This is a genomic window from Thalassobaculum fulvum (genome assembly GCF_014652915.1).
GTDB classification, from domain to species: Bacteria; Pseudomonadota; Alphaproteobacteria; order Thalassobaculales; family Thalassobaculaceae; genus Thalassobaculum_A; species Thalassobaculum_A fulvum.
The window spans coordinates 90,554-111,807 of the sequence record NZ_BMZS01000012.1 but is presented as its reverse complement, the minus strand read 5'-3'; the positions used below and the strand labels follow the sequence as shown (position 1 = coordinate 111,807).

Here is a 21,254-nt window from a genome sequence, read left to right as displayed (position 1 = left end):
CTCGGAAGTCGAGACTCACACGTTATCCAGCCGCGCCTTGCGCCCGAGATACCCGCCGTGGTGGCGGACGCCGTAGTCCTCTCGGGTCACGCCCTTGCGCTCCATCAGGGTCAGCGTCAGGGCGTCGGCAATCGCGCTCATGGCGGCGATGCTGGCGGTCGGGGTCAGGCCCAGCGGGCACGGCTCCTCGATCACCCCCATGTCGAGCACGATGTCGGCGAGATCGCGCAGGCCCGAATCCGGGTGCGAGGTGATGCCGATCACCGCGCCCTCCCGGTTCAGGTGCCGGGCCATCTCGATGCACTCCAGCACCTCGCGGGTCTTGCCCGAGGTCGAGAACGCGATCAGGCAGTCGCCGGTGTCGATGTGGCCGAGGTCGCCGTGCGCCGCCTCGCTCGGGTGGATGTAGAACGCCGGGGTGGCGGTCGAGGCCAGGGTCGCGGCGAACCGGCGGGCGACGAAGCCGGCCTTGCCCATGCCGACCGTGATGATCTTGCCCGGGCAGCCCTCCATGGCGGCGACCGCCCGCTCGAAGGCATCGTCCACCCGGATCGAGCGGATGGCCTCGGCCTCGGCGTTCAGGATCTCCCGGATGCGGGCGGCAATGTCCATGATACGGCTCCGACGGATTGCCGCTCGGCTTTAGGCGGAACGCCGGAAGGAGGCAAGTGCCGAACGGTCGCGTCGGATATTTATGTCAACATATTGACGCAATATGCTGCGACCCGCTACCGTCGCCGGCACCAGAAGCTTGGAGGAATGCGGCCGATGGCGTCGCCGTATCCAACGATCGCGAGCCCGATCCGGGTCGACGGGCACGTCCTGCGCAACCGCATCGTCATGGGCTCGATGCACACCGGCCTGGAGGGCGAGCCGGGCCGGTTCGGCGAGCTGGCCCGGTTCTATGGCGACCGGGCCAGAGGCGGCGCGGCGCTGATCGTCACCGGCGGGTTCTCGCCGAACCTCGCCGGCCGGGTCAAGGAGCACCCGAGCGTCCTCGACAGTGCCGACACCGTCCCGGCCCACCGGCTCATCACCGACGCCGTGCACGAGCACGGTGGCCGGATCGTCCTGCAGCTGCTGCACACCGGCCGCTACGGCTATCACGACGCGATCGTCGCGCCGTCGCCGATCCAGGCGCCGATCAACAGGTACAAGCCGGCGGAGATCACGCCGGAGCAGATCCGCCGGACCATCGACGACTACGCCGCCTCGGCCGCGCTGGCGCTGGAGGCCGGCTACGACGGCGTCGAGATCATGGGGTCCGAGGGCTACCTGATCAGCCAGTTCCTGGCGCCGCGGACCAACCAGCGCGACGACGGGTGGGGCGGCGACCTGGAGCGTCGCGCCCGCTTCGCCGTCGAGGTGACGAAGGCGGTGCGGCAGGCGATGGGGGCCGAGCCGATCCTGTGCTACCGGATATCGGCTCTCGACCTGGTCGAGGGCGGCCTGACCGGCGACGAGACGGTGTGGCTGGCCGGCGCGCTGGAAGCCGCCGGCGCCGGCTGTCTGAACACCGGCATCGGCTGGCACGAAGCCAAGGTGCCGACGATCGCCGGCGTGGTGCCGCACGCGGCCTTCGCCGAGGCCACCGCGCGGATCAAGGCGGCGGTGTCGATCCCGGTGATCGCCAGCAACCGCATCAACCTGCCGGAGACCGCCGAACGGGTGCTGCGCGACGGCCAGGCCGACATGATCTCGATGGCCCGTCCGTTCCTCGCCGACCCGGATTTCGTCGCCAAGGCGGCGTCGGGGCGCGCCGACCTCATCAACGTCTGCATCGCCTGCAACCAGGCCTGCCTCGACCACTACTTCCTGGACAGGACGGTCACCTGCCTGGTCAACCCGTGGGCGGTTCGGGAACTCGAGCGCACCGCCGAGCCGGCCGCGACACGCAAGCGGATCGCGGTGGTCGGCGCCGGGGTGGCCGGCATCGCCTGCGCCCTGGAAGCGGCGCGCCGCGGGCACGACGTCACGCTCTACGACCGGGCGGAGCGCCCCGGCGGCCAGCTGCGGCTGGCGGCCGTGGTGCCGGGCAAGGAGGATTACGGCCGCGCCATCGACGGTTTCTGGAACCAGCTGCGGGAAGCCGGCGTGACCTGCCGGTTCGGCGCACCGGCGGACGCGGCCGGGCTGTCCGAAGCCGGTTACGACGAGATCGTCGTGTCGACCGGCGTCGTCCCGCGCGCGCTCGACATTCCCGGTGCCGACGACCCCCGGGTGGTCGGCTACGCCGACATCCTGACCGGCGCCGTGGCGGCCGGCGAACGCGTCCTGGTGATCGGCGGTGGCGGCATCGGCCACGACGTGGCGCTGTTCCTCGCCCACCCGCCGTCCGGCGGCCCGGAGGACCTGGCGGCCTTCGAGGCGCACTGGGGCCTCAACGGCGAAGCCCGGCACCAACCTCCGGCCCGCCGGGTGACCATGCTGAAGCGCTCGCCCGGGGCGTTCGGCCGCACGCTCGGCAAGAGCACCGGCTGGATCCTGCGCCAGGAGCTTCGCGACTTCGGCGTCCGCCAGCTCGCCGGCGTGACCTACGAGAAGATCGACGGCGCCGGGCTGCACATCCTGACCGACGGCGTCCCGGAGGTCCTGCCGGCCGACACCATCGTGGTCTGCGCCGGCCAACTGTCCGATGCCGGACTGGCCGACGAACTGACGGCGCGCGGCTGCCGGGTGCACCTGGTCGGCGGCGCGCGGCTCGCCGGCGAGCTCGACGCCCAGCGGGCGATCGAGGAGGGCGCGCGACTCGGCAACCGGCTCTGAACTCAGTCGGCGGCCGGCGGTTCGTCACGCTGGGGCTCGGCTCCGCCCATCGCCTTCAGGTTCGACTGCAGGCGGTCGAGCTGCCGCGACAGCGAAGCCTTCTCTTCGCCGCCGAGGCCGACCGTCGCCGCGCGGTAGAACTCACCGATCCGCCGTTCGAGCCCGTCCCAGAAGTCTCGGCCCTTCGGGGTGATCCGGACGATCCGGGCGCGCCGGTCGGTCGCGCCGACCGTGCGCTCGACATAGCCGTCCCGTTCCAGCCGCTTGAGCACCCCGTCGAGGTTCTGGCGGCTGACCATGAGATATTCGGCGAGATCGCCGAGCGCGATACCGGAGACCGAGCGTTCCGCCGACAGCGCCCCCAGCACGGCCCACTGGACGGCGGTCACCCCGAGCAGGCTGGCGGACCGGGTCTGCAGGGTGTTCCCGAGCTGGAACAGCCGGAAGAAGATCCGGTTGCTGACCCGATAGTCGTCCACCGGTCCCGTCACGGCCTTCACCCGGTCCTCACAAGCGCACGGCGATGTCAGACGAAGCTGACCGAGGCCTCGCCCAGCCCCTCGAACCGCGCCGTGACGGTCGCCGCGTGCTCGATCCATACGGTCTTCACCACGCTGCCCAGCATGACGAACTCCCCGGCCCTGAGCGGCGTGCCGACCGCCGCCCGGTGATCGGCCAGCCAGGCGAGCGCGTTGAACGGATGGCCGAGGATGTCGGCGCCGGTGCCGCGCCCGGCCTCGTCGCCGTCGATGGTCATCACGCCCTCGATCGCGACGAGGTCGAGACCGCGCCAGTCGGTCACCGGTACGCCGAGCACGACGCCGGCGTTGAAGAAGTCGTCGGCGATCAGCACCGGTGCCGGCAACGCCGTGTAGTCGACATAACGGTCGTCGACCAGCTCGATCCCGGCCATCAGCGACTCGACCGCCGCCGCCACGCTGTCGCGGTCGTGGCCGCCGTCCCGGGCCGGCAGGTCGCTCCCCAGGCGGGCCGCGATCTCGCACTCGACGCCGACCCGGTGGAAGCGCTGCAGCGGCACCTCGGCACCGGACTCGAACACGGTGGCCGCGAACACCTCGCCGGCGCACGGGTGGTCGATGCCGAGGTAGGCCTGCATCACCGGCGTCGTGCAGCCGATCTTGTGGCCGCTGCAACGGCCGTGGCCGGCCGCCTCAAGCACCGCGTGCAGGGCGCGCTGGATGGCGTAGCCGTCGGCGACGGTCGCGGCGGCCAGATCCGCCGGGGCCGCCGGCGTCGGCGGGCCGGACAGCCGCGGCCGGGCCAGGAGCTGCGCGACCTCGCCGATCCGCTCGGCGTTCACGCGTTCCTCCGTTCCTGCAGGATCGAGGCGGCGGCGTCGGCCAGCACCCGGCAGCCCAGCACGATGTCGCTCTCGTGGCTGTCCTCGGCGAAATCGTGGCTGATGCCGCCGATCGACGGGATGAACAGCATGGCGCAGGGCAGCTTCTCGCAGATCACCATCGGGTCGTGACCGGCGGCACTCGGCATGCTCTGCCACTTGCCCGGCGCGGTCGCCTCGGCGGCGCCGGCGATGTGCTTCTGGAAGCCGGCATCCATGAACGACGCCTTGACCGGCGTGCGCGAGCGCTCGACCTCGACCCGGACCTTGCCCTTGCCGACGTCGTTGGCGATCTCGGCGGCCAGCGCCTCGAACTTGTCGAGGATGCTCTCGTCGGTGTCGCGGAACTGCAGGTCGAGCTCGGCATAGCCCGGCACGATCGACGGCGCGCCCGGCTGCACCGACAGCCGGCCCATGGTCCAAACGGTGCGCTCGCCGGCGACCTTCGGGAACTCCTGGTTGATCCGGTGGGCGACCTCGAACAGCGCGGTGGCGGCGTCCTTGCGGCGCTTCATCGTGGTGGTGCCGGCGTGGTTCTGCTCGCCGTGGAACCGGAACCGCATGGCCCGGATCGCGACGATGCCGGTGACCACGCCGATGTTCAGCCCGCCCTCCTCGAGGTAGGCGCCCTGCTCGATATGGGCCTCCAGGTATCCGAGGTAGCGGTCCTTCTCGATGGTCTGGCGCGGCACGTCGGTCAGCCCGGCCTTGGCGATCGCCTCGGTCAGCGACATCCCGGCCGAGCCGTTGCGGGCGGCCTTCTCGGCCTCGGGATCCAGGGTGTCGCACCACGAGCGGCTGCCGAGGCAGGACATGTAGGTCCCCTCCTCGTCCTGCCAGGACACCACGTCGACCGCGAGGCCGGCGGTCGCCGGGTCCTCGGCCATGGCGCGGGCGATCTCCAGGCCGTAGATCACGCCGAGCGCGCCGTCGAGCCAGCCGCCGCGCGGCTGCGTGTCGGAGTGCGAGCCGATCAGCAGCGCCGGCCCCGGCTTGGGCGAGCGGCCGTAGACGTTGCCGACGCCGTCGATGCTGGCGCTCAGGCCGGCCGCCTCGAACTTCTTGGCGAGCCAGCGGCGCGCCTCCATGTCCTTCTCGCTCAGCGCCGGCCGGACCACACCGGTCTCGACCGCGCCGATCGAGCGCAGCTCCTTCAGGTCGGCAAGCAGGCGGTCGGGATTGATGGCAGGCATGTCGGTCCTCCGAAGACGATTCCGCGCGAGCCTAGAGCCCGGCAGCCGCGGCGTCACCCCTCAGCCGACGCTTCGAAGGCGCTTGCCATCGAATGAAACGCTCGCATGCTATCGGCGGCCGGGCCGCATGGTTCCGGCGAGGACTGCGAAAGGGGAGCTTCATGAAGCGTATCATCACCACGGCCGCGGCCGGCGTGCTGGCCCTCGGCTGGGCCACCTCGGCGCTCGCCGAGAAGTGGGACATGCCTCTCGCCTACCCGGCGACCAACTTCCATTCCGAGACCGCCGCGGCATTCGCCGCCGCGGTGAAGGCCGGCACCGGCGGCAAGCTCGAGATCGTCACCCATCCGGGCGGCTCGCTGTTCAAGGGCGGCGAGATCTTCCGCGCGGTCCGCACCGGCCAGGCGCAGATCGGCGAGCGGCTGATCTCGGCGCTCGGCAACGAGGACCCGCTGTTCGAGATCGACGGCCTGCCGTTCCTGGCGACCTCCTACGACGACGCCAAGAAGCTGTACGAGGCGAGCAAGCCGGAGCTCAACGCGCTGCTCGACTCGAAGGGCGTCAAGCTGCTGTACGCCGTCGCCTGGCCGCCGCAGGGCCTGTACACCAAGAAGCCGATCGAATCCGCCGCCGACATGAAGGGCGTGAAGTTCCGCGCCTACAACCAGGCGACTGCCCGGCTCGCCGAGCTGATGGGCGCGATCCCGACCAAGATCGAGGCCGCCGAGATCAGCCAGGCGTTCTCCACCGGCGTCGCCGAGTCGATGATCTCCTCCGGCTCGACCGGCTACGACAGCAAGCTCTGGGAGTTCACCAAGTTCTGGTACGACACCAACGCCTGGCTGCCGAAGAACATGATCATCGTCAACAAGGCGGCCTGGGACGGCCTCGACAAGGCGACCCAGGACGTGGTGATGAAGGCCGCCGCCGACGCCGAGAAGGCCGGCTGGGCGAAGTCCGAGGAGCTGGCCAACTGGTACAAGGAGCAGCTCAAGGCCAACGGCATGACCGTCGAACCGCCGAGCGCCGCGCTGGCCGCCGACTTCAAGAAGATCGGCGACACCATGACCAGCGAGTGGCTGGAAAAGGCTGGGGCCGCCGGCAAGGCCGTCGTCGAGCGCTTCAAGAAGATGTAACGCGGACTATCGTATAGACTGGGGTCGAGCGGGCCGGCCCTCGGGCCGGCCCGCCGCGTTTCAGCAACCGTCCGAGACCGTCACGCCATGTCGTCCCGCCCCGACATCCTGCTGATCACCCTCGACCAGTTCCGCGGGGACTCGCTGGCGGCCGTCGGGCATCCGTGCGTGCGCACGCCGAACCTCGACGCCCTGGCCGCCGACGGCGTGCTGTTCCGCAACCACTACGCCAACTGCGCCCCGTGCTCGCCGGCGCGGGCCAGCCTGCTGACCGGGCTGTACCAGATGAACCACCGGGTGTGCCGCAACGGCACGCCGCTGGATGCCCGCCACGCGACGGTCGCGACCGAGGCCCGGGCGGTCGGCTACGACCCGCTGCTGTTCGGCTACACCGACCAGTCGATCGATCCGCGCGGCGTGCCGGCCGACGATCCCCGGCTGCGGACCTACGAGGGAATCGCGCCGGGCTTCGCCGTCCATACCGACATGGCCGAGCCGAGCCCGCTGTGGCGCGAATGGCTTGCGGCGCGCGGCGTCGACCTCGGCTCGGGCGTCCACGACGTGTTCCGGCCGCGCGGCAGCGGCCGCCCGCCCGCCGGCCCGCACCGCGAGCCGCCGGCATTCGACGCCGATTCCACCGAGACGGCGTTCCTGACCGATCGGATGATCGAGCATCTGTCGGCCCGCGACGGCGCCGCCGGCCCGACCTTCCTGCACGTCAGCCAGATCCGCCCGCACCCGCCCTTCGTGGTGCCGGCGCCGTACAACACGCTGATCGACCCGGCAGCGACACCGCGCCCGGTCCGGGCCGCCAGCCGCGAGGCCGAGGCGGCTCAGCACCCGTACCTCGCCTGGGAGCTGGGCCGGATCCGGCTGTCGAGCTACGTCTACGAAGCTCCGGGACTCGGCGCCGACATGTCGGACGAGGCGGTCGCCACCATGCGCGCCACCTACTACGGCATGATCGCCGAGGTCGACGCCCAGGTCGGCCGCGCCGTCGGCTTCCTGAAGCGGACCGGGCGCTACGACCGCACGATGATCGTGGTGACCAGCGACCATGGCGAAATGCTGGGCGACCACCGGCTGCTCGGCAAATGCGGCTATTTCGATGCCGCCTACCACATTCCGCTGATCGTCAAGCCGGCCGGCGGCACCCCGACGCCCGGAAGGGTGGTCGAGGCGTTCACCGAGGCCGTGGACCTGACGCCGACCGTCCTGGAGGCCGTCGGTGCCGCGGTTCCCCCGGCGATGGACGGGCGATCGCTGATGCCGTTCCTGCAGGGCGGCACGCCCTCGACCTGGCGGGACGCCGTCCACTGGGAATACGACTTCCGCGAGATCGGCTCGACCGACATCGAGGACCGGCTGGGCCTGACGGTCGACACCGCCCAGTTGGCGGTGCTGCGCGACCGCGACTTCAAGTACGTGCACTTCACCGGCCTGCCGCCGCTGCTGTTCGACCTGAGGCGCGACCCCGGCGAGCTGGAGAACCGGGCACAGGATCCGGACTACGCGTCGATCCGGGCCGACTACGCCGGCCGCATGCTGTCCTGGCGGATGGCGCACGCCGACCGCACGCTGACCGGCTGGAGCCTGGTGACCCCGGGCGGCCCGACTCACGTCGCGCCGGACCGGTCGGGCTGGTAGACTGCCGCCCTACAGCCAGTCCGCGCACGCCCTGGCGGTAACTTCTTGGAAACCGTCACCGTCGTAGACTCGCGCCAACGCCGGACCGGCACACGCTTGACGTTCGTCGGCGGCGAATGATGTAGTCGTGAAATTGCGACGATCGGAAACCGTCATGGGCATCGCACGCGCCGCATATATCGTCCCGGCTCCCGGTTTCATCATCCGGCACGTGTCCTTCCTGGACCTGGACCTGGCGCTGAAGAGCGCCACGCTGGAATGGCTGGAGCAGTCGAAGACCGACCCCGCCGGCATCCTCGCCAACGAGACCATCTGCGGGGCGCGCTGTTTCCTGTTCAACGAGGAAAGCGGCGAGCTGACCAACGAGCCGGAACTGGTCGAGGCCTTCGACAACGCCTACTACCACATCGAGATCGCCAAGAAGATCCACGCCAGCCTCGGCGAGGTCGACCGGCCGATGGCCCTGCACTTCTCGGTGCTGGAAGACCTGGGCGGCGGCCTGCAGTTCATCGTCCTGCCGGTTCGTACGGCCGACCGTGCCATCCGCCTCCTGCGCATCGCCGGCTGGTAGTCAGCGATGTGGGGAGAGGCGAAGATCGAGAACTCGGATTCCGGCGGTCGGGCGCTGACCCGCTTCGGCCGGTCCGACGATTTCGTGGTCGGCGTCGACAACTCCTTCGTCAAGCTCTCGTCGGCGCTGCGCCTGGGCGCGCGCCGGGCCCCTCCCTCGGTCGACGAGGTCGACTCCAACATCCTCATCAATCTCGACATCCTGGGGTCGACGCATCTGGTCGACTGCACGCCGGACACCCCGTCGGAGTACCGGTTCGTCCAGTACGGCAACCGCATCGCCATCCACGACGGCCAGGAGTACTCGGGACGCCGGCTGCGCGATGCCGAATGGTCGCTGGTCCGCCGGCTGGCCGAGCGTGACTACTCGTTCGTCAAGACGAATCGGGTAGCCACGCTCTCCCAGGTCGAGCTGTTATGGCACGGTCGCGAGATCGTCTACCGGCGCTTTATCATTCCGCTTTCGAGCAATCGGCGCGAAGTCTCGCATCTTCTTGTCGCCACCCGCCCGAATCTGCTCAAGGTCGTCCCAAGTGCGTTTGATTAGGAAGTCGGCCGGCGTGAAGGTCTGGTAGATCCGCTCGCGCTTGCCCGTCGGCCAGAACCAGCCGTCGACGCACAGCCGCACGTCCGGGACGCCGTAGTTGGCGGTCGGAACCCCCTTCGACAGCAGCCGGTCGAACACCACGCCGACGATGCCGTCGACGCCCCACCGGTATGCCGCGACCGCGTGGTTCAGCCGCGGGATCAGCCACGACAGGCCGATGCCCCGGTGCACCGGGTCGACCCACAGCCCGCCGCAGTGGCTGAGCCGGCCCGACGGCCCCGGCTCGTGGAGCAGGGTCTCGACCGGCCGCGCAGCCGATGCCGGCGACCACAGCAGGCCCCGTCGGACATAGTCGTGGTAGTCGTCGGTCTCGATGTAGCGGCCGCACATCATGGCGGCGGTCCGCCCGTCGCGGTCGTGGACGTGCAGGACGTACGCGTCCTCCGGCTCGCCGCTACGGTCCGGGTCGAAGGTCGGGTTGATGCCGTCGGTGCCGGATGCGGTTTGCATGATGCCGCGCCAGACCCGCAGGTCCGAATGGATGTCCAGCCGGAAGCCGTCGCGTTCGAGCAAGCCGACCACCGCCTCGTTGTAGTTCCGGAGGATTCCGCGGACCAGCCGGCCGTAGTCCAGGAGCCCGCCGAGCGGGTCCGAGGTCGTCTTCAGGACTGCTGTAGACATGGTGTACCCCTCTAGGTGTGGAGAGGCTCGGAAACATAGCACTTCGACTCGGCCGTTTCCCCCGATCCGCGAACGGCTCGCGACATCGCGCGCGGGCTTGCCGGGCGCGCCGAAACCGCCGACCATGGCCGCCGTCGCCCGTCCGGGAGGACGCCTCAGACGAAATCAAGGGACCGAACATGGCCAGCGACGCCGAACCGTGGGTCGACCCGGACATGCAACTCGCCCTGGCGCGCATGGCCGAGATCGCGCGCGAGCACGACCTGCCCGCCGACCGTTCGCGGATGACGCCGGATCAGGCCCGGCACCGCATGGAGGTGGACCGGGCCTGGTGGAACCAGGATCGCCCGGCGCTGGCGCGCATCGAGGAGACCGCGGTCCCCGGCCCGACCCGCCCGGTTCCGGTGCGGCTGCTGTACCCGTCGGCCGACGGGCCGCTGCCGGTCATCGTCTACCTGCACGGCGGCGGCTGGGTGGTCGGCTCGCTGGAGACCCACGCCCGCGGCATGCACGTCCTGGCGAACGCCGCGAATTGCGTGGTCGCGGCCGTCGACTACGCGCTGGCCCCCGAGCACAAGTTCCCGTCTGCCGTCACCGAGGTTGCGGCGGTGGTCGAGCACATCGCCGCGCACGGCGCCGACTGGGGCGTGGACCCGACCCGCATCGCGATGGCCGGCGACAGCGCCGGCGCCAACATCGCGATCGGCGCCGAACTGCACCTGCGCGACCGGGCCCGCTCGCCGGTGTCGGCGCTCGGGCTGATCTACCCGGTGACCGGGGACGACTTCGAGACCGAATCCTACCGGGCGTTCGGCGCGGGCCAGTGGGGCCTGTCGACCGCCGAGATGCAGACGTTCTTCGAGCACTACGTCCGGGGCCCGGAGGATCTCGCGGACCCGCGCGTGGTGCCGATGCGCGCCGACGTCACGGGGTTCCCGCCGAGCTTCGTCGCCGCCGCCGGGCTGGACGTGCTGCGGGACGACGCCGTCCGGTTCGACGCCAGGCTCCGCGCCGCCGGCGTGCCCGGGTCGCTGACCGTGTACGAGGGCGTGGTGCACGGCTTCATGACCCTGACCCGGACGGTGCCGAAGGCGCAGCGGATGATCGAGGACCTGGCCGGCAAGCTGTCGGCGACTTTGCGAGGATGAGGGACGTGAGCGAGAGCTACGGAAACGGCACGGTGCTGTGTGGGGTCGACCGCCGCGGGGTAGCGACCGTGACCCTGAACCGACCGGAGCGTAACAACGCCTACAACGGCGACGTGATCGGTGGGCTGCTGGAGGCGTTCGGCCGGCTCGGCGACGACGACGCCGTGCGGGTGGTGACGATCCGCGGCAACGGCCGGCACTTCCAGGCCGGCGCCGACCTCGGCTGGCTGAAGGAGATCGGCAGGCTGTCGCCGGAGGAGAACGTGGTGGTGTCGCGCCGCACCGCCTCGGCGATCCGCGGCCTGACCGAGTTCCCCAAGCCGACCGTGGCGCTGGTCCACGGCGGCTGCTTCGGCGGCGGCACCGGCATCGTCGCCGCGGCCGACGTGGTGATCGCCAGCGACGACGCGATCTTCGCGATCACCGAGGCCCGCTGGGGCGTGATGGCCGGGATCATCGTGCCGCACCTGAACGCCGCGATCGGCGTCCGCAACGTTCGCCGCTACGGCCTCACCTGCGAGCGCTTCGGCGCCGCCGAGGCCCAGGCGATGGGACTGGTCCACCAGGTCTGCCCGGAAGGCCGGCTCGACGCGGCGGCGGCGCCGGTGATCGACGCCCTGCTGATGTCCGCCCCGGACGCCACCGCCCAGACCAAGCGCCGCGCCCTGGTCGAGGCCGGCCTGATGCTGAGCGACGAGCACTTCGAGGCGCTGATCGTCGAGCACTCGGCCAAACGCCAGACCGACGAGGCGGTCGAGGGCCTGGCGAGCTTCCTGGAGAAGCGCCCGCCGGCCTGGTACCCCGGCCCCGCCGAGGGGCTGTAGGCCGGTCGTCGAGGATCAGGCCGGCCGCACGGAACCGCCGAAGGCGATGCGGATGGCCTCGCGCACGGCATCGCAGACGGCCCCCGTCGCCGCCACCGAGCTGCGCAGTACCAGGTAGGATCTGTGCCGGGCCCCCATGCCGGTCAGCGGCACAAGGCCGTCCGCCGGGTGTTCGCGGTCGAGCAGTGCAGCGGCGGCGCCGGCGTGCACGGCAGCCCGGACGCCGGCGGCACTCTCGCTCATGAAGACCACCCGATACCGGCGCCCGGCCGCCTCCAGGTCGGACAGGGCACGGTCCCGCCACCAGCAGTCGCGGTCGAACAGCGCGACGGGCAGGACCTCGGCCGAGTCCAGGTCGTGCTCGGGACTGCACAACCAGCCCAGGACACCCTCCCTCAGGACCTCCTCGTCCGCGGCCGGCACTGCGACCTCGAAGACGGCGATGTCCAGCGCCCCCGAGCGCAGGGCCGCGTCGAAGCCGGCCCCCAGCGCGCAATGCACCTGCAGCTCGACATCCGGGTGGCGTGCCCCGAAACCGGCGACGATCCGGGTCAGCACCGACCCGCCGTGGTCGTCGGGGATGCCCAGCCGCACGCGCCCGCGCAGGCCGTCGCCCCGCAGGTCGGCCAGCGCCGAGTCGAGAGCCGTTGTCACCCGGCGCGCGGTCGGGACCAGATGCTCGCCGGCCGCGGTCAACGTGACCCCCCGGCCGTGCCGGCGAAACAAGGGCCGGCCGACGATGCCCTCGAGCTGCTTGACCTGCAGGCTGGTCGCCGACTGCGACCGCCCGATCGCCCCGGCACCGCCCGAGACGCTTCCGGCCTCGACGATCGCCAGGAAGGTTCGCAGCAGATCGCTGTCGAGCTGCGGCATCGCTATTGATCTCTCCGATTGCTGAATTTCGAGTTACTCGTTTCTCAAATGCCTCCGTGACGCGCAGTTTCAAGGCGCAACCGCTGGAGGTCGACATGGCCGTATCGGAAGTCACCCGCTCGTCGAAGCTCGCCGTCCGCCACGTCTACCTGTTGCTGGGGCTGCTTCTCGTGCCGACGGTGTGGTGGCAACCGCAGCTGGCGTGGCAGACCGTGGCGTTCGTCACCGCCAGCATGCTCCATGTCGCCCCGATCGTCGTGCCGGGCGTCCTGCTCGCGGCCTGGATCACGGCGAGCGGTGCCGGCGAACGGGTCTCGTCGCTGTTCCGCGGCCGGACGGTCCCGGCGGTCCTGGCGACCGCGTTCGTCGGAGCGCTGCTGCCGGTCTGCGGCGTAACGGTGCTGCCGCTCATGGCCGGCCTGCTGGCGGCCGGCGTGCCGTTGGCCCCGGTCATGGCGTTCTGGCTCGCCTCGCCGATCACCGGGCCGGCGATACTGGCGGCCACCGTCGCCACGCTCGGCTGGAAGTTCGCCGTCGGCAAGGCGTTGGCTGCGATCGGCCTCGGCCTGCTCGGCGGCGGCGTGACCGGCATGCTCGCCCGCCGCGACTGGATCCGGGCACCTCTTCGATCCAACCGCATCGTCGGGACTCTCGGGCGGCCGGCCGGAACCTGCGGCGGGGCAGCCGCGACCTTCGACGCCCGAATCTGGCGGGAACGCGCCCGGCGGTCCCGGTTCGGCCGGGAGGCCTGGTCGATCACGCGGCTGATGCTGATCGTCCTGATACCGGCGTTCGCGGCGGAGTTCCTTCTGAACGCCTGGCTTCGGCCCGACGCGCTCGGGCCCCTTCTCGGCCGCGACAGTGCCCTCGCCATCCCGCTGGCCGTCGTCGTCGGCGGTCCGGCCTATGTCGACGGCTACGCCGCCCTGCCGCTGACCCGGACCCTCATCGATCACGGCATGTCGACCGGCGCAGCCATGGCCTTCCTGGTGTCCGGGGGCGTGGTGAGCGTCTGGGGCGCGCTGGCGATCCTGCCGGTCCTCAGGCTGAAGCCGTTCCTGCTCTACCTGGCGCTGGCCGCCGCCGGATCGATGGCCTCGGGCTGGCTCTTCGGCCTGCTGTCGTGAGCCGGGATGCGCGACCCGAAACGGCCTCGCCGACGGGTCACGACGACGGCTACCGCGGGCCGGCCGTCACTCGCCCGCCAGGCAGGCCTGGTACGCCTTGACCGCCGCTGCCAGCCCCATCCACAAGGCGTCGCCGATCAGGTGGTGGCCGATCGACACCTCGTCGATCCACGGGATCGCGCGCGACAGCGTCGGCAGGTTGTCGAGGGTCAGGTCGTGCCCGGCGTTCAGGCCGAGCCCGAGCTGCTTGGCCTGGCCGGCGGCCGCCACGAAGGTGTTGAGGACCGAACCCTGGGCCGGCTTGCCGAAGGCGTCGTGGTAAGGCCCGGTGTAGAGCTCCACCCGGTCGGCGCCGACCGCCTTGGCCCCGGCGATGACATCGGCCACCGGGTCGGCGAACAGCGACACCCGGCAGCCGAGTTCGTGCAGGCGGGCCACGATCGGCCGCAGGAACTCGGCGTCGCCCGGCAGGTCCCAGCCGTGGTCGGAGGTCGACTGCTCCGGCGCGTCCGGCACCAGGGTCACCTGGTCGGGCCGGACCCGCTCGATCAGGGCCAGGAAGCGCTCGTCGGGATAGCCCTCGATGTTGTATTCGCGCCCGGTCCAGGCCGGGTCCTTCAGCAGTCCGGCCAGGTCCAGCACGTCCTGCTCGCGGATGTGCCGGGCGTCGGGACGCGGATGCACCGTGACCCCGGCCGCGCCCGCCTCCAGCACGATCCGCGCCGCCTTCAGCACGCTCGGCTCGGCGTGCGGACGGGTGTTCCGGAGGGTCGCCACCTTGTTGAGATTGACGCTGAGCGCGGTCATTTCAGTGAATCCTGATGCAGGTCAATTCGTCCGACCGCAGAATCGGCCAGTATGGCGCCGTGTTCAAAGGCAAAGTTGTCGCTGCCATGGGGCCAACACATGGCGGCGCGAGCGGACCATGGGGCGAGCGATATTCCGGTATTCCGCACATTGTGCGTTAAATCGAACAATTCGCTTGGCGCACCATGGCCGAGCGGCTATCTAGAAGCCGCCCAGAGCGAGCGCGACGCGACAACTCGCCTCTTGAAAAATGTAGGTATACGAACAATTATCCACCCAGCATCTGAGATCCACCCCGTCTGAAGACCCTTGCGGAATGGGATGCCGGCAGATGAGCAATCTGAACTCCGAAACCGTGCTCAGCGTCCACCATTGGACCGACACGCTGTTCAGCTTCACGACCACGCGCGATCCGGGGTTCCGGTTCGAGAACGGCCAGTTCACGATGATCGGCCTGGAGGTCGAGGGCAAGCCGCTGATGCGCGCCTACTCGCTCGCCAGCGCCAATCACGAGGACAAGCTCGAGTTCCTGAGCATCAAGGTCCCGGACGGCCCGCTGACGTCGCGGCTGCAGCATCTCAAGGAAGGCGACCGGATCCTGGTCGGCCGCAAGCCGACCGGCACCCTGGTGCAGGGCAACCTGCTGCCGGGCCGCAACCTCTACCTGATCGGCACCGGCACCGGGCTGGCCCCGTTCATGAGCCTGATCAAGGACCCGGAGAGCTACGAGCGCTACGAGAAGGTGGTGCTGGTGCACGGCTGCCGGAAGGTCGCCGAGCTGGCCTATGGCGAGTGGATCGCCAACGACTTCCCGAAGGACGAACTGCTCGGCGAGTACGTGCGCGAGAAGCTGCTGTACTACCCGACCGTCACCCGCGAGCCGTTCCGCCATCGCGGCCGGATCACCGACCTGCTCCTGTCGAACAAGCTGACCGACGACCTCGGCCTGCCGATGCTCGATCCCGAGCACGACCGCGCAATGCTGTGCGGCAGCCCGGCCATGCTGAAGGACCTGAAGAAGATCCTCGAGGACCTCGGCTTCGTCGAGGGCAGCAACAACAAGCCCGGCAGCTACGTCATCGAGCGGGCGTTCGTGGAGCGCTGATCCGGTTTCGTGGCATCATGCCGCCGTCGGATCCGGCGAGCGGGCGCCATGGGGTTTCTGCATTCTCGTAATCGCGGGTTCGCGCTGTGAACCCGATCGAGGTGGTCATTGCCGGCCCCGAGGCGGTGGCGCTCGTCACCCTGCTCGCCGGCGGCCTGCTGATCGTCGCCTATGCCCTGCGCACCGGCGTGCCACCGATGCCGACCGGCTCGGGGATCCGCGCGGTGATGCTCCGGCTGCTGCCGGCGACGGTCGACGGCACGGTCTACGACCTGGGGTCCGGCTGGGGCGGCCTCGCCTTCGCGCTCGCCCGGCGTTACCCGTCTAACCGGGTCGTCGGCATCGAGCTGTCGCCGCTGCCCTGGCTGTTCGCGCGGGCCATGCTGATGCTGCGCCGGTATCCCAACCTGGAGTTCCGCCGCGCCGAACTGATGGCGGCGTCGCTGTCGGACGCCGGCGCCGTCGTCTGCTACCTGATGCCGGCCACCATGCGGCGGCTGGCCCCGAAACTGACGGCGGAACTGCGCCCCGGCACGCCGGTGGTGGCCTACAGCTTCGCGTTCGACGGCTGGCCGCCCGACGCCGCCGTGCTGGAGGCCGAGTCCGGGCCGATGCCGGTGTACCGCTACACCGTCACCCGGGCCCCCACCGTCACCCCGGACCCTGGCGCATCGTCTCCGGCAGGTACATGACGATCTCCGGGAACGCCACGATCAGGCCGACCGCCACCACCATCACCAGGAACATCGGCACGGCGGCGCGGGCGATGTAGCCCATGTCGTGGTGGGTCATGCCCTGCAGCACGAACAGGTTGAAGCCGACCGGCGGGGTGATCTGCGCCATCTCGACCACGATCACCAGGAAGATGCCGAACCAGACGATGTCGATCCCGGCCTGCCGGATCATCGGTTCCACCACCGCCATGGTCAGCACCACCGAGGAGATGCCGTCCAGGAAGCAGCCGAGCACGATGTAGAAGATCGTCAGCGCGAAGATCAGCATCAGCGGCGACAGCTCGAGCGAGCCGATGAACTCGGCCAGGTGCCGCGGCAGGCCGGTGAAGCCCATTGCCAGGGTCAGGAAGTGCGCCCCCGCCAGGATCAGCGCGATCATGCACGAGGTCCGGGTGGCGCCGAGCAGGCTCTCCTTGAAGTTGTCCCAGGTCAGCGAGCCCTGCAGCGCCGACAGGATCAGGGCGCCGATCACCCCCAGCACCGCCGCCTCGGTGGCGGTGGCGATGCCGAAGTAGATCGAGCCGAGCACCGCCAGGATCAGCCCGACCACCGGCATCAGGTACACCGAGCGCTTGATCTTGCCGACGAAGCTGAGCGGATCGCCCTTGTCCGGCATCAGGTCGGGCTGCAGCAGGGCGCGGATGGCGATGTAGCCCATGAACAGCCCGGCCAGCATGATCCCCGGCAGGATGCCGGCCATGAACAGCTGCGCGATGCTCTCGTTAACGGTCACGCCGTAGACGATCATGATGATCGACGGCGGGATCAGCAGGCCGAGCGTGCCGGCCCCGGCCAGGGTGCCGATGATCATGGTCTCCGGATACTGGCGGCGCCGCAGCTCCGGTATCGACATCTTGCCGACCGTCGCCAGGGTGGCGGCCGACGAGCCCGAGACCGCCGCGAACACCGCGCAACCCACGATGTTGGTGTGCAGCAGCCGGCCGGGCAGCCCGGTCATCCAGGGGGCGAGGCCGCGGAACAGGTCCTCGGACAGCCGGGTCCGGAACAGGATGTCCCCCATCCAGATGAACAGCGGCAGGGCGGTCAGCGTCCACGACGACGAGGCCGACCAGATCGTGGTCGCCATGGCGTCGCCGACCGGTCGCGAGGTGAACAGCTCCATGCCGACCAGCGCCACGCCGACCAGCGACAGCCCGACCCACAGGCCGGAGCCGAGGAAGAAGAACAGGGTGACCAGGAACAGGCCGGTGAACAGCAAGTCTTCCATGGCCGCCCCCTACTCCAGGGCCGCGGCGTCGCCGCCGGCCTTGTCGATCGGCGCGCCGAGCGCCACCGAGACCAGACGATCGATCAGGCAGATCGCGAACAGAGTCGAGCCGACCGCCATGCCGAGCTGCGGGATCCACAGCGGGGTGGCGTCCACGCCCTCGCTGACGTCGCCGAGCATGTGCGAGACCCGCACCATCTTGATCAGGTACCAGGCGAGGTAGCAGGCCAGGAACGAGCCGGCGCCCAGGCACCACAGCTCGGCCAGCCAGCGCGCCCGGCCCTGCAGCCTGGCGAGCACGAGGTTCACCCGGATATGGCCGCCGGCGCCGAAGGTATAGGCGAGCGCGAAGAACGAGGACGCCGCCATGGCGTAGCCGGCGTACTGGTTCAGCCCCGGCACGTAGGATCCCATGAGCCGGGCGATCACCGAAGTGACGATCAGGATGCCGATCGAGACCATGAACAGGGCGGCCAGCATCCCCGCTCCGAGATACAGCCCGTCGAGACAGCGTCGAATCATCGTTCCCCCGCAACGCGTTGTGCCGGCCCCACCGGCGGGCGACAGCATGCCGGGGAAATGCCGGTCGGGGAAGTGGCCGAGGAGACCGCGATTCAGTTGCGCTGGTGGCCGGTGATCATCAGCAGCCCGGCCAGCAGCAGGACGACGCCGGCGACGTCGCGAATCTCGATCCGGCGCAGTTCCAGCCCGAACGCACCGGTGTGGTCGTAGGCGAGCGCCGCGATCAGCTGCCCGCACACGACCGCCGCCGCGAAGGTGGTGACGCCGATCCGCGGCACCGCCAGCAGGGTCAGCACCAGCAGGCTGGTCCCGATCAGGCCGCCGGCCCACAGCCAGACCGGCATCCGCACGATCCCCGACGGCCGCGGCAGCGCGCCGCCGGACACAAGGCAGACCGTCACCAGGGCCGCGAGGCCGATGCTGAAGGCGACGATCGCCGCCTGGATCGGGCCGCCGGCATAGGTCGCCAGCCGGGCCAGGATCGGCCCCTGGGCCGCCAGCAGCGCCCCCGACAGCAGCGCCAGGACGACGAACACCGGGGCCGCCACGGTCAGAGCGCCTTGTACATGATGGTGGTCGGGTCGAGGTGGTCGGCGAACGGGTCGCGGCAGTAGCCGGGGATCACCCCGACGACCCGGTAGCCGATCGAGGCGTACAGCGGCTCGGCGACGTCGCCGGTTCGGGTATCCAGGGTCAGCAGGCTGCGCCCGAGTGCGGCCGCCCGCCGCTCCAGCGCCGCCATCAGCAGCCGCGAGATGCCGCGGCGCCGGAACGCCGGGTGCACCAGCAGCTTGCGGACCTCGGCCCGGTGCGGCTGGTTCGGCGGGGTGTCCAGGTCGAGCTGCACGGTGCCGGCGATCCGCCCCCCGGACTGCCCGCCGACGCGAGCCACCCACAGCACCCGGGTGCCGGTGGCGACCGGCGGCAGCACCTTGTCACGCCAGAACGCCTCGGCCTGCTGTGGCGCGAACGGCAGCACGTAGCCGACGCTGGCGCCGTCGTGGACGCAGGCGTGCAGCAGCTCTCCGAGGGCGCCGACGTTGCCGGGCAGCTCCTCCGGCGCGAGCTCGGCGACGGCGATCGGGGCATGCGTGTCCATGTCTGCCTCACACCATGAACAGGACGTAGCGGGCGCCGCAGTGCGCGGGCGTCTCGAACGCGCTCGGGCCGAACAGCTGGTAGCGCAGGCAGTCGCCCGGCCGCAGCACGTGGGTCTGGCCGCCGACCGTGACCGTCAGCGCGCCGTCGAGCAGCAGCAGGTGGTGCTCCAGCCCGGGGCGCGGCGGCTCGTCGTAGGCGATGCGGGTTCCGGATTCGAGCTCGCACTCCAGCCCTTCCGCTGCGAGCGTCTGCGACGGCGGCGACACCGAGCGGCGCCGGAACCCGACCTCCGGATCGAGCCAGACCGGCTGCGCGTCCCGGCGCACCAGCGGCCGGAAGTCGCCTTCGACCATGTGCATCAGCCGCGACATGGTCAGGCCGTAGGCCGCGCACAGCTTGCCAAGCACGCTGGCGGTCGGGCTGACCTCGGCGTTCTCCAGCCGCGACAGGGTCGCCCGGCTGACACCGCTGCGCCGGGCGAGCTCGTCCAGCGACCAGCCGCGCTCCCCGCGCAGCACCTTCAGGCGCTGGGCGATCCGCTGATCGATCGAGGCTTCGGTTGCGAGAGAATTTTCCATATCTGGGAATTTCTCCCGAAACCGGAATCCCGTCAAGACCGGTCGATACCTGCACCACTGCCCTGCCCGCCCGGCGCTTGCCGCCGGTCCGCCGCGGTGATACCGGCAGAGACATGGACATTCTGACCTCTATCCGGTCGAGCTTCGCCGACGAATACGGCGACGCCCGCCACCTGTTCCTCGACGCCGCGACCGCCGCCGGGGCCAGCCTCACCGCCTGGGAGAACCCGCTGCGCGGCCCGCATGGCGAGCCGTTGACCACCGATGTCGCCTGGGTCGGGCCCGAGGATGCCGGCCGGGTGCTGGTGCTGATCAGCGCCACCCACGGAGTCGAGGGCTTCTGCGGCTCCGGCATCCAGGTCGACTGGCTGGCGGACGGTGGCGCGGAACGGCTGCCGCCGGACACCGCGGTGCTGCTGGTCCACGCCCTGAACTGCCACGGCTTCGCGTGGTGGCGGCGGGTCACCGAGGAAGGCTGCGACCTGAACCGCAACTTCGTCGACTTCGACCAGAAGCTGCCCGAGAACCCCGGCCACGACGAACTGGTCGACGCCTTCGTCCCGGCCTCGCTGGACGAGGCGACCCTGGCTGCGGCCGAGGCGAAGATCGCCGCGTGGCGGGCCGAGCACGGCGAGAAGGCGTTCCAGGCCGCCCGCAAGGCCGGGCAGTACAAGCACCAGCACTCGATGTTCTTCGGCGGCACCGCCCCGACCCGCGCCCGCCAGACCCTGGCCGGGGTGTTCGACGCGTTCCGACTCGGCGACCGGCGCATGGTGTCGGTGGTCGACGTGCACACCGGCCTCGGCCCGCACGGCTACGGCGAGCCGATCTGCGGCCACAAGCGCGGCACGGTGAACCTGGACCGGGTGCTGGCGATGTACGGCGACAGCACCGGCCTGCCGGCCGAGGGCGCGTCGTTCTCGATCCCGCTGAACGGCACCCAGGGCCGGTTCTGGGAGCCGCGGCTGGGCGAGCGCTACACCTACGTCGCCCTGGAATACGGCACCTACGACCAGGAGCGCAGCCGCAAGAACCTGCGGGCCGACCACTGGCTGCACGCCCACCGCACCTTCGACTGGCACGACGCCGAAGCCCAGGCCATCAAGCAGGCGATCAAGTGGCACTACTACCCGGCCACCGACACCTGGAAGGAGATGGTGCTGTGGCGCTCCCGCCAGGTGATCCGCCAGACCCTGGAGGGGCTGGAGCGCTTCGGCTGATCCCGCCGGGGCCTCGGAAGCGGCTTGTGGGTTCCGGCTCGTCCGCGCCTCGGCGCGGCCGTCCGGAATGACGTCAAGAAAGGGGAC

General features: G+C 70.5%; 22 protein-coding genes. 10 read left to right on the top strand and 12 right to left on the bottom strand.

Annotated features, from left to right (window positions below; all coding sequences use genetic code 11):
• Window positions 1–15: 15 nt before the first annotated feature.
• Window positions 16–612: a KpsF/GutQ family sugar-phosphate isomerase gene (locus IE246_RS23430; protein ID WP_189994265.1), complete on the bottom strand. Its 597-nt coding sequence runs from the start codon at window positions 610–612 to the stop codon at window positions 16–18.
• A gap of 156 nt (window positions 613–768) precedes the next feature.
• Here IE246_RS23430 and IE246_RS23425 point away from each other — a divergent pair, with 156 nt between their 5' ends.
• Window positions 769–2,766, top strand: a complete 1,998-nt coding sequence (locus tag IE246_RS23425; RefSeq protein ID WP_229837464.1) for an NADPH-dependent 2,4-dienoyl-CoA reductase — start codon at window positions 769–771, stop codon at window positions 2,764–2,766.
• A 2-nt stretch (window positions 2,767–2,768) separates the two neighbouring features.
• On the opposite strand, the gene IE246_RS23420 is transcribed toward IE246_RS23425, so the two are convergent.
• From IE246_RS23420 to IE246_RS23410, 3 genes are read right to left on the bottom strand one after another with little or no spacing between them, the layout of a single operon-like run.
• Complete coding sequence (locus tag IE246_RS23420; protein ID WP_229837463.1) at window positions 2,769–3,257, bottom strand: MarR family winged helix-turn-helix transcriptional regulator; 489 nt, start codon at window positions 3,255–3,257, stop codon at window positions 2,769–2,771.
• 35 nt (window positions 3,258–3,292) lie between these two features.
• Window positions 3,293–4,087 (bottom strand): 2-keto-4-pentenoate hydratase, encoded by a 795-nt coding sequence (locus IE246_RS23415; RefSeq protein ID WP_189994262.1) that lies wholly within the window; start codon window positions 4,085–4,087, stop codon window positions 3,293–3,295.
• The gene (locus tag IE246_RS23410) at window positions 4,084–5,319 is read right to left on the bottom strand and encodes a hydantoinase/carbamoylase family amidase (protein ID WP_189994255.1); all 1,236 of its coding nucleotides are present in this window, start codon (window positions 5,317–5,319) and stop codon (window positions 4,084–4,086) included. Before IE246_RS23410 ends, IE246_RS23415 begins: the two co-directional genes overlap by 4 nt.
• A gap of 161 nt (window positions 5,320–5,480) precedes the next feature.
• On the opposite strand from IE246_RS23410, the gene IE246_RS23405 reads away from it, so the two are divergent.
• The 3 genes from IE246_RS23405 (at window position 5,481) to IE246_RS23395 (ending at window position 8,673) form a co-directional block, all read left to right on the top strand.
• The gene (locus IE246_RS23405) at window positions 5,481–6,455 is read left to right on the top strand and encodes a TRAP transporter substrate-binding protein (RefSeq protein WP_189994253.1); all 975 of its coding nucleotides are present in this window, start codon (window positions 5,481–5,483) and stop codon (window positions 6,453–6,455) included.
• A gap of 87 nt (window positions 6,456–6,542) precedes the next feature.
• Window positions 6,543–8,102, top strand: a complete 1,560-nt coding sequence (locus tag IE246_RS23400; protein ID WP_189994250.1) for an alkaline phosphatase family protein — start codon at window positions 6,543–6,545, stop codon at window positions 8,100–8,102.
• Window positions 8,103–8,256: 154 nt separating this feature from the next.
• The gene (locus IE246_RS23395) at window positions 8,257–8,673 is read left to right on the top strand and encodes a hypothetical protein (RefSeq protein WP_189994248.1); all 417 of its coding nucleotides are present in this window, start codon (window positions 8,257–8,259) and stop codon (window positions 8,671–8,673) included.
• A gap of 414 nt (window positions 8,674–9,087) precedes the next feature.
• On the opposite strand, the gene IE246_RS23390 is transcribed toward IE246_RS23395, so the two are convergent.
• On the bottom strand, window positions 9,088–9,900 hold the full coding sequence (locus IE246_RS23390) for a hypothetical protein (RefSeq protein ID WP_189994246.1): 813 nt from the start codon (window positions 9,898–9,900) through the stop codon (window positions 9,088–9,090).
• 179 nt (window positions 9,901–10,079) lie between these two features.
• On the opposite strand from IE246_RS23390, the gene IE246_RS23385 reads away from it, so the two are divergent.
• On the top strand, window positions 10,080–11,048 hold the full coding sequence (locus IE246_RS23385; RefSeq protein ID WP_189994243.1) for an alpha/beta hydrolase fold domain-containing protein: 969 nt from the start codon (window positions 10,080–10,082) through the stop codon (window positions 11,046–11,048).
• Window positions 11,049–11,053: 5 nt separating this feature from the next.
• Window positions 11,054–11,872, top strand: coding sequence for an enoyl-CoA hydratase-related protein (locus IE246_RS23380; RefSeq protein ID WP_229837462.1), 819 nt, complete (start codon window positions 11,054–11,056; stop codon window positions 11,870–11,872).
• Between the two features lie 15 nt (window positions 11,873–11,887).
• Here IE246_RS23380 and IE246_RS23375 read toward each other — a convergent pair whose 3' ends face one another.
• A complete protein-coding gene (locus IE246_RS23375; RefSeq protein ID WP_189994239.1) occupies window positions 11,888–12,745 on the bottom strand; it encodes a LysR family transcriptional regulator in 858 nt (285 codons plus the stop codon).
• Between the two features lie 95 nt (window positions 12,746–12,840).
• Between IE246_RS23375 and IE246_RS23370 the strand changes: the two genes are divergently transcribed.
• Window positions 12,841–13,872: a permease gene (locus IE246_RS23370; RefSeq protein WP_189994237.1), complete on the top strand. Its 1,032-nt coding sequence runs from the start codon at window positions 12,841–12,843 to the stop codon at window positions 13,870–13,872.
• A 66-nt stretch (window positions 13,873–13,938) separates the two neighbouring features.
• Here IE246_RS23370 and IE246_RS23365 read toward each other — a convergent pair whose 3' ends face one another.
• The gene (locus IE246_RS23365; RefSeq protein WP_189994235.1) at window positions 13,939–14,679 is read right to left on the bottom strand and encodes a pyridoxine 5'-phosphate synthase; all 741 of its coding nucleotides are present in this window, start codon (window positions 14,677–14,679) and stop codon (window positions 13,939–13,941) included.
• 331 nt (window positions 14,680–15,010) lie between these two features.
• Between IE246_RS23365 and IE246_RS23360 the strand changes: the two genes are divergently transcribed.
• On the top strand, window positions 15,011–15,784 hold the full coding sequence (locus IE246_RS23360) for a ferredoxin--NADP reductase (RefSeq protein WP_189994232.1): 774 nt from the start codon (window positions 15,011–15,013) through the stop codon (window positions 15,782–15,784).
• Between the two features lie 86 nt (window positions 15,785–15,870).
• Window positions 15,871–16,476, top strand: coding sequence for a class I SAM-dependent methyltransferase (locus IE246_RS23355; protein ID WP_189994230.1), 606 nt, complete (start codon window positions 15,871–15,873; stop codon window positions 16,474–16,476).
• On the opposite strand, the gene IE246_RS23350 is transcribed toward IE246_RS23355, so the two are convergent.
• From IE246_RS23350 to IE246_RS23330, 5 genes are all read right to left on the bottom strand, one after another.
• Window positions 16,436–17,746: a TRAP transporter large permease gene (locus IE246_RS23350; RefSeq protein WP_189994228.1), complete on the bottom strand. Its 1,311-nt coding sequence runs from the start codon at window positions 17,744–17,746 to the stop codon at window positions 16,436–16,438. The two genes, IE246_RS23355 and IE246_RS23350, sit on opposite strands and share 41 nt — an antisense overlap.
• Before the next feature lie 9 nt (window positions 17,747–17,755).
• Entirely contained in the window at window positions 17,756–18,268 is a 513-nt protein-coding gene (locus IE246_RS23345) for a TRAP transporter small permease (RefSeq protein ID WP_229837461.1), read from the bottom strand.
• A gap of 92 nt (window positions 18,269–18,360) precedes the next feature.
• Window positions 18,361–18,816, bottom strand: coding sequence for a DMT family transporter (locus IE246_RS23340; RefSeq protein WP_189994226.1), 456 nt, complete (start codon window positions 18,814–18,816; stop codon window positions 18,361–18,363).
• A gap of 2 nt (window positions 18,817–18,818) precedes the next feature.
• Window positions 18,819–19,367 (bottom strand): GNAT family N-acetyltransferase, encoded by a 549-nt coding sequence (locus IE246_RS23335; protein WP_189994224.1) that lies wholly within the window; start codon window positions 19,365–19,367, stop codon window positions 18,819–18,821.
• A 7-nt stretch (window positions 19,368–19,374) separates the two neighbouring features.
• Window positions 19,375–19,947, bottom strand: coding sequence for a helix-turn-helix domain-containing protein (locus IE246_RS23330; RefSeq protein WP_189994222.1), 573 nt, complete (start codon window positions 19,945–19,947; stop codon window positions 19,375–19,377).
• Window positions 19,948–20,060: 113 nt separating this feature from the next.
• Here IE246_RS23330 and IE246_RS23325 point away from each other — a divergent pair, with 113 nt between their 5' ends.
• Window positions 20,061–21,167: a M14 family metallopeptidase gene (locus IE246_RS23325; protein WP_189994220.1), complete on the top strand. Its 1,107-nt coding sequence runs from the start codon at window positions 20,061–20,063 to the stop codon at window positions 21,165–21,167.
• Window positions 21,168–21,254: the final 87 nt, after the last annotated feature.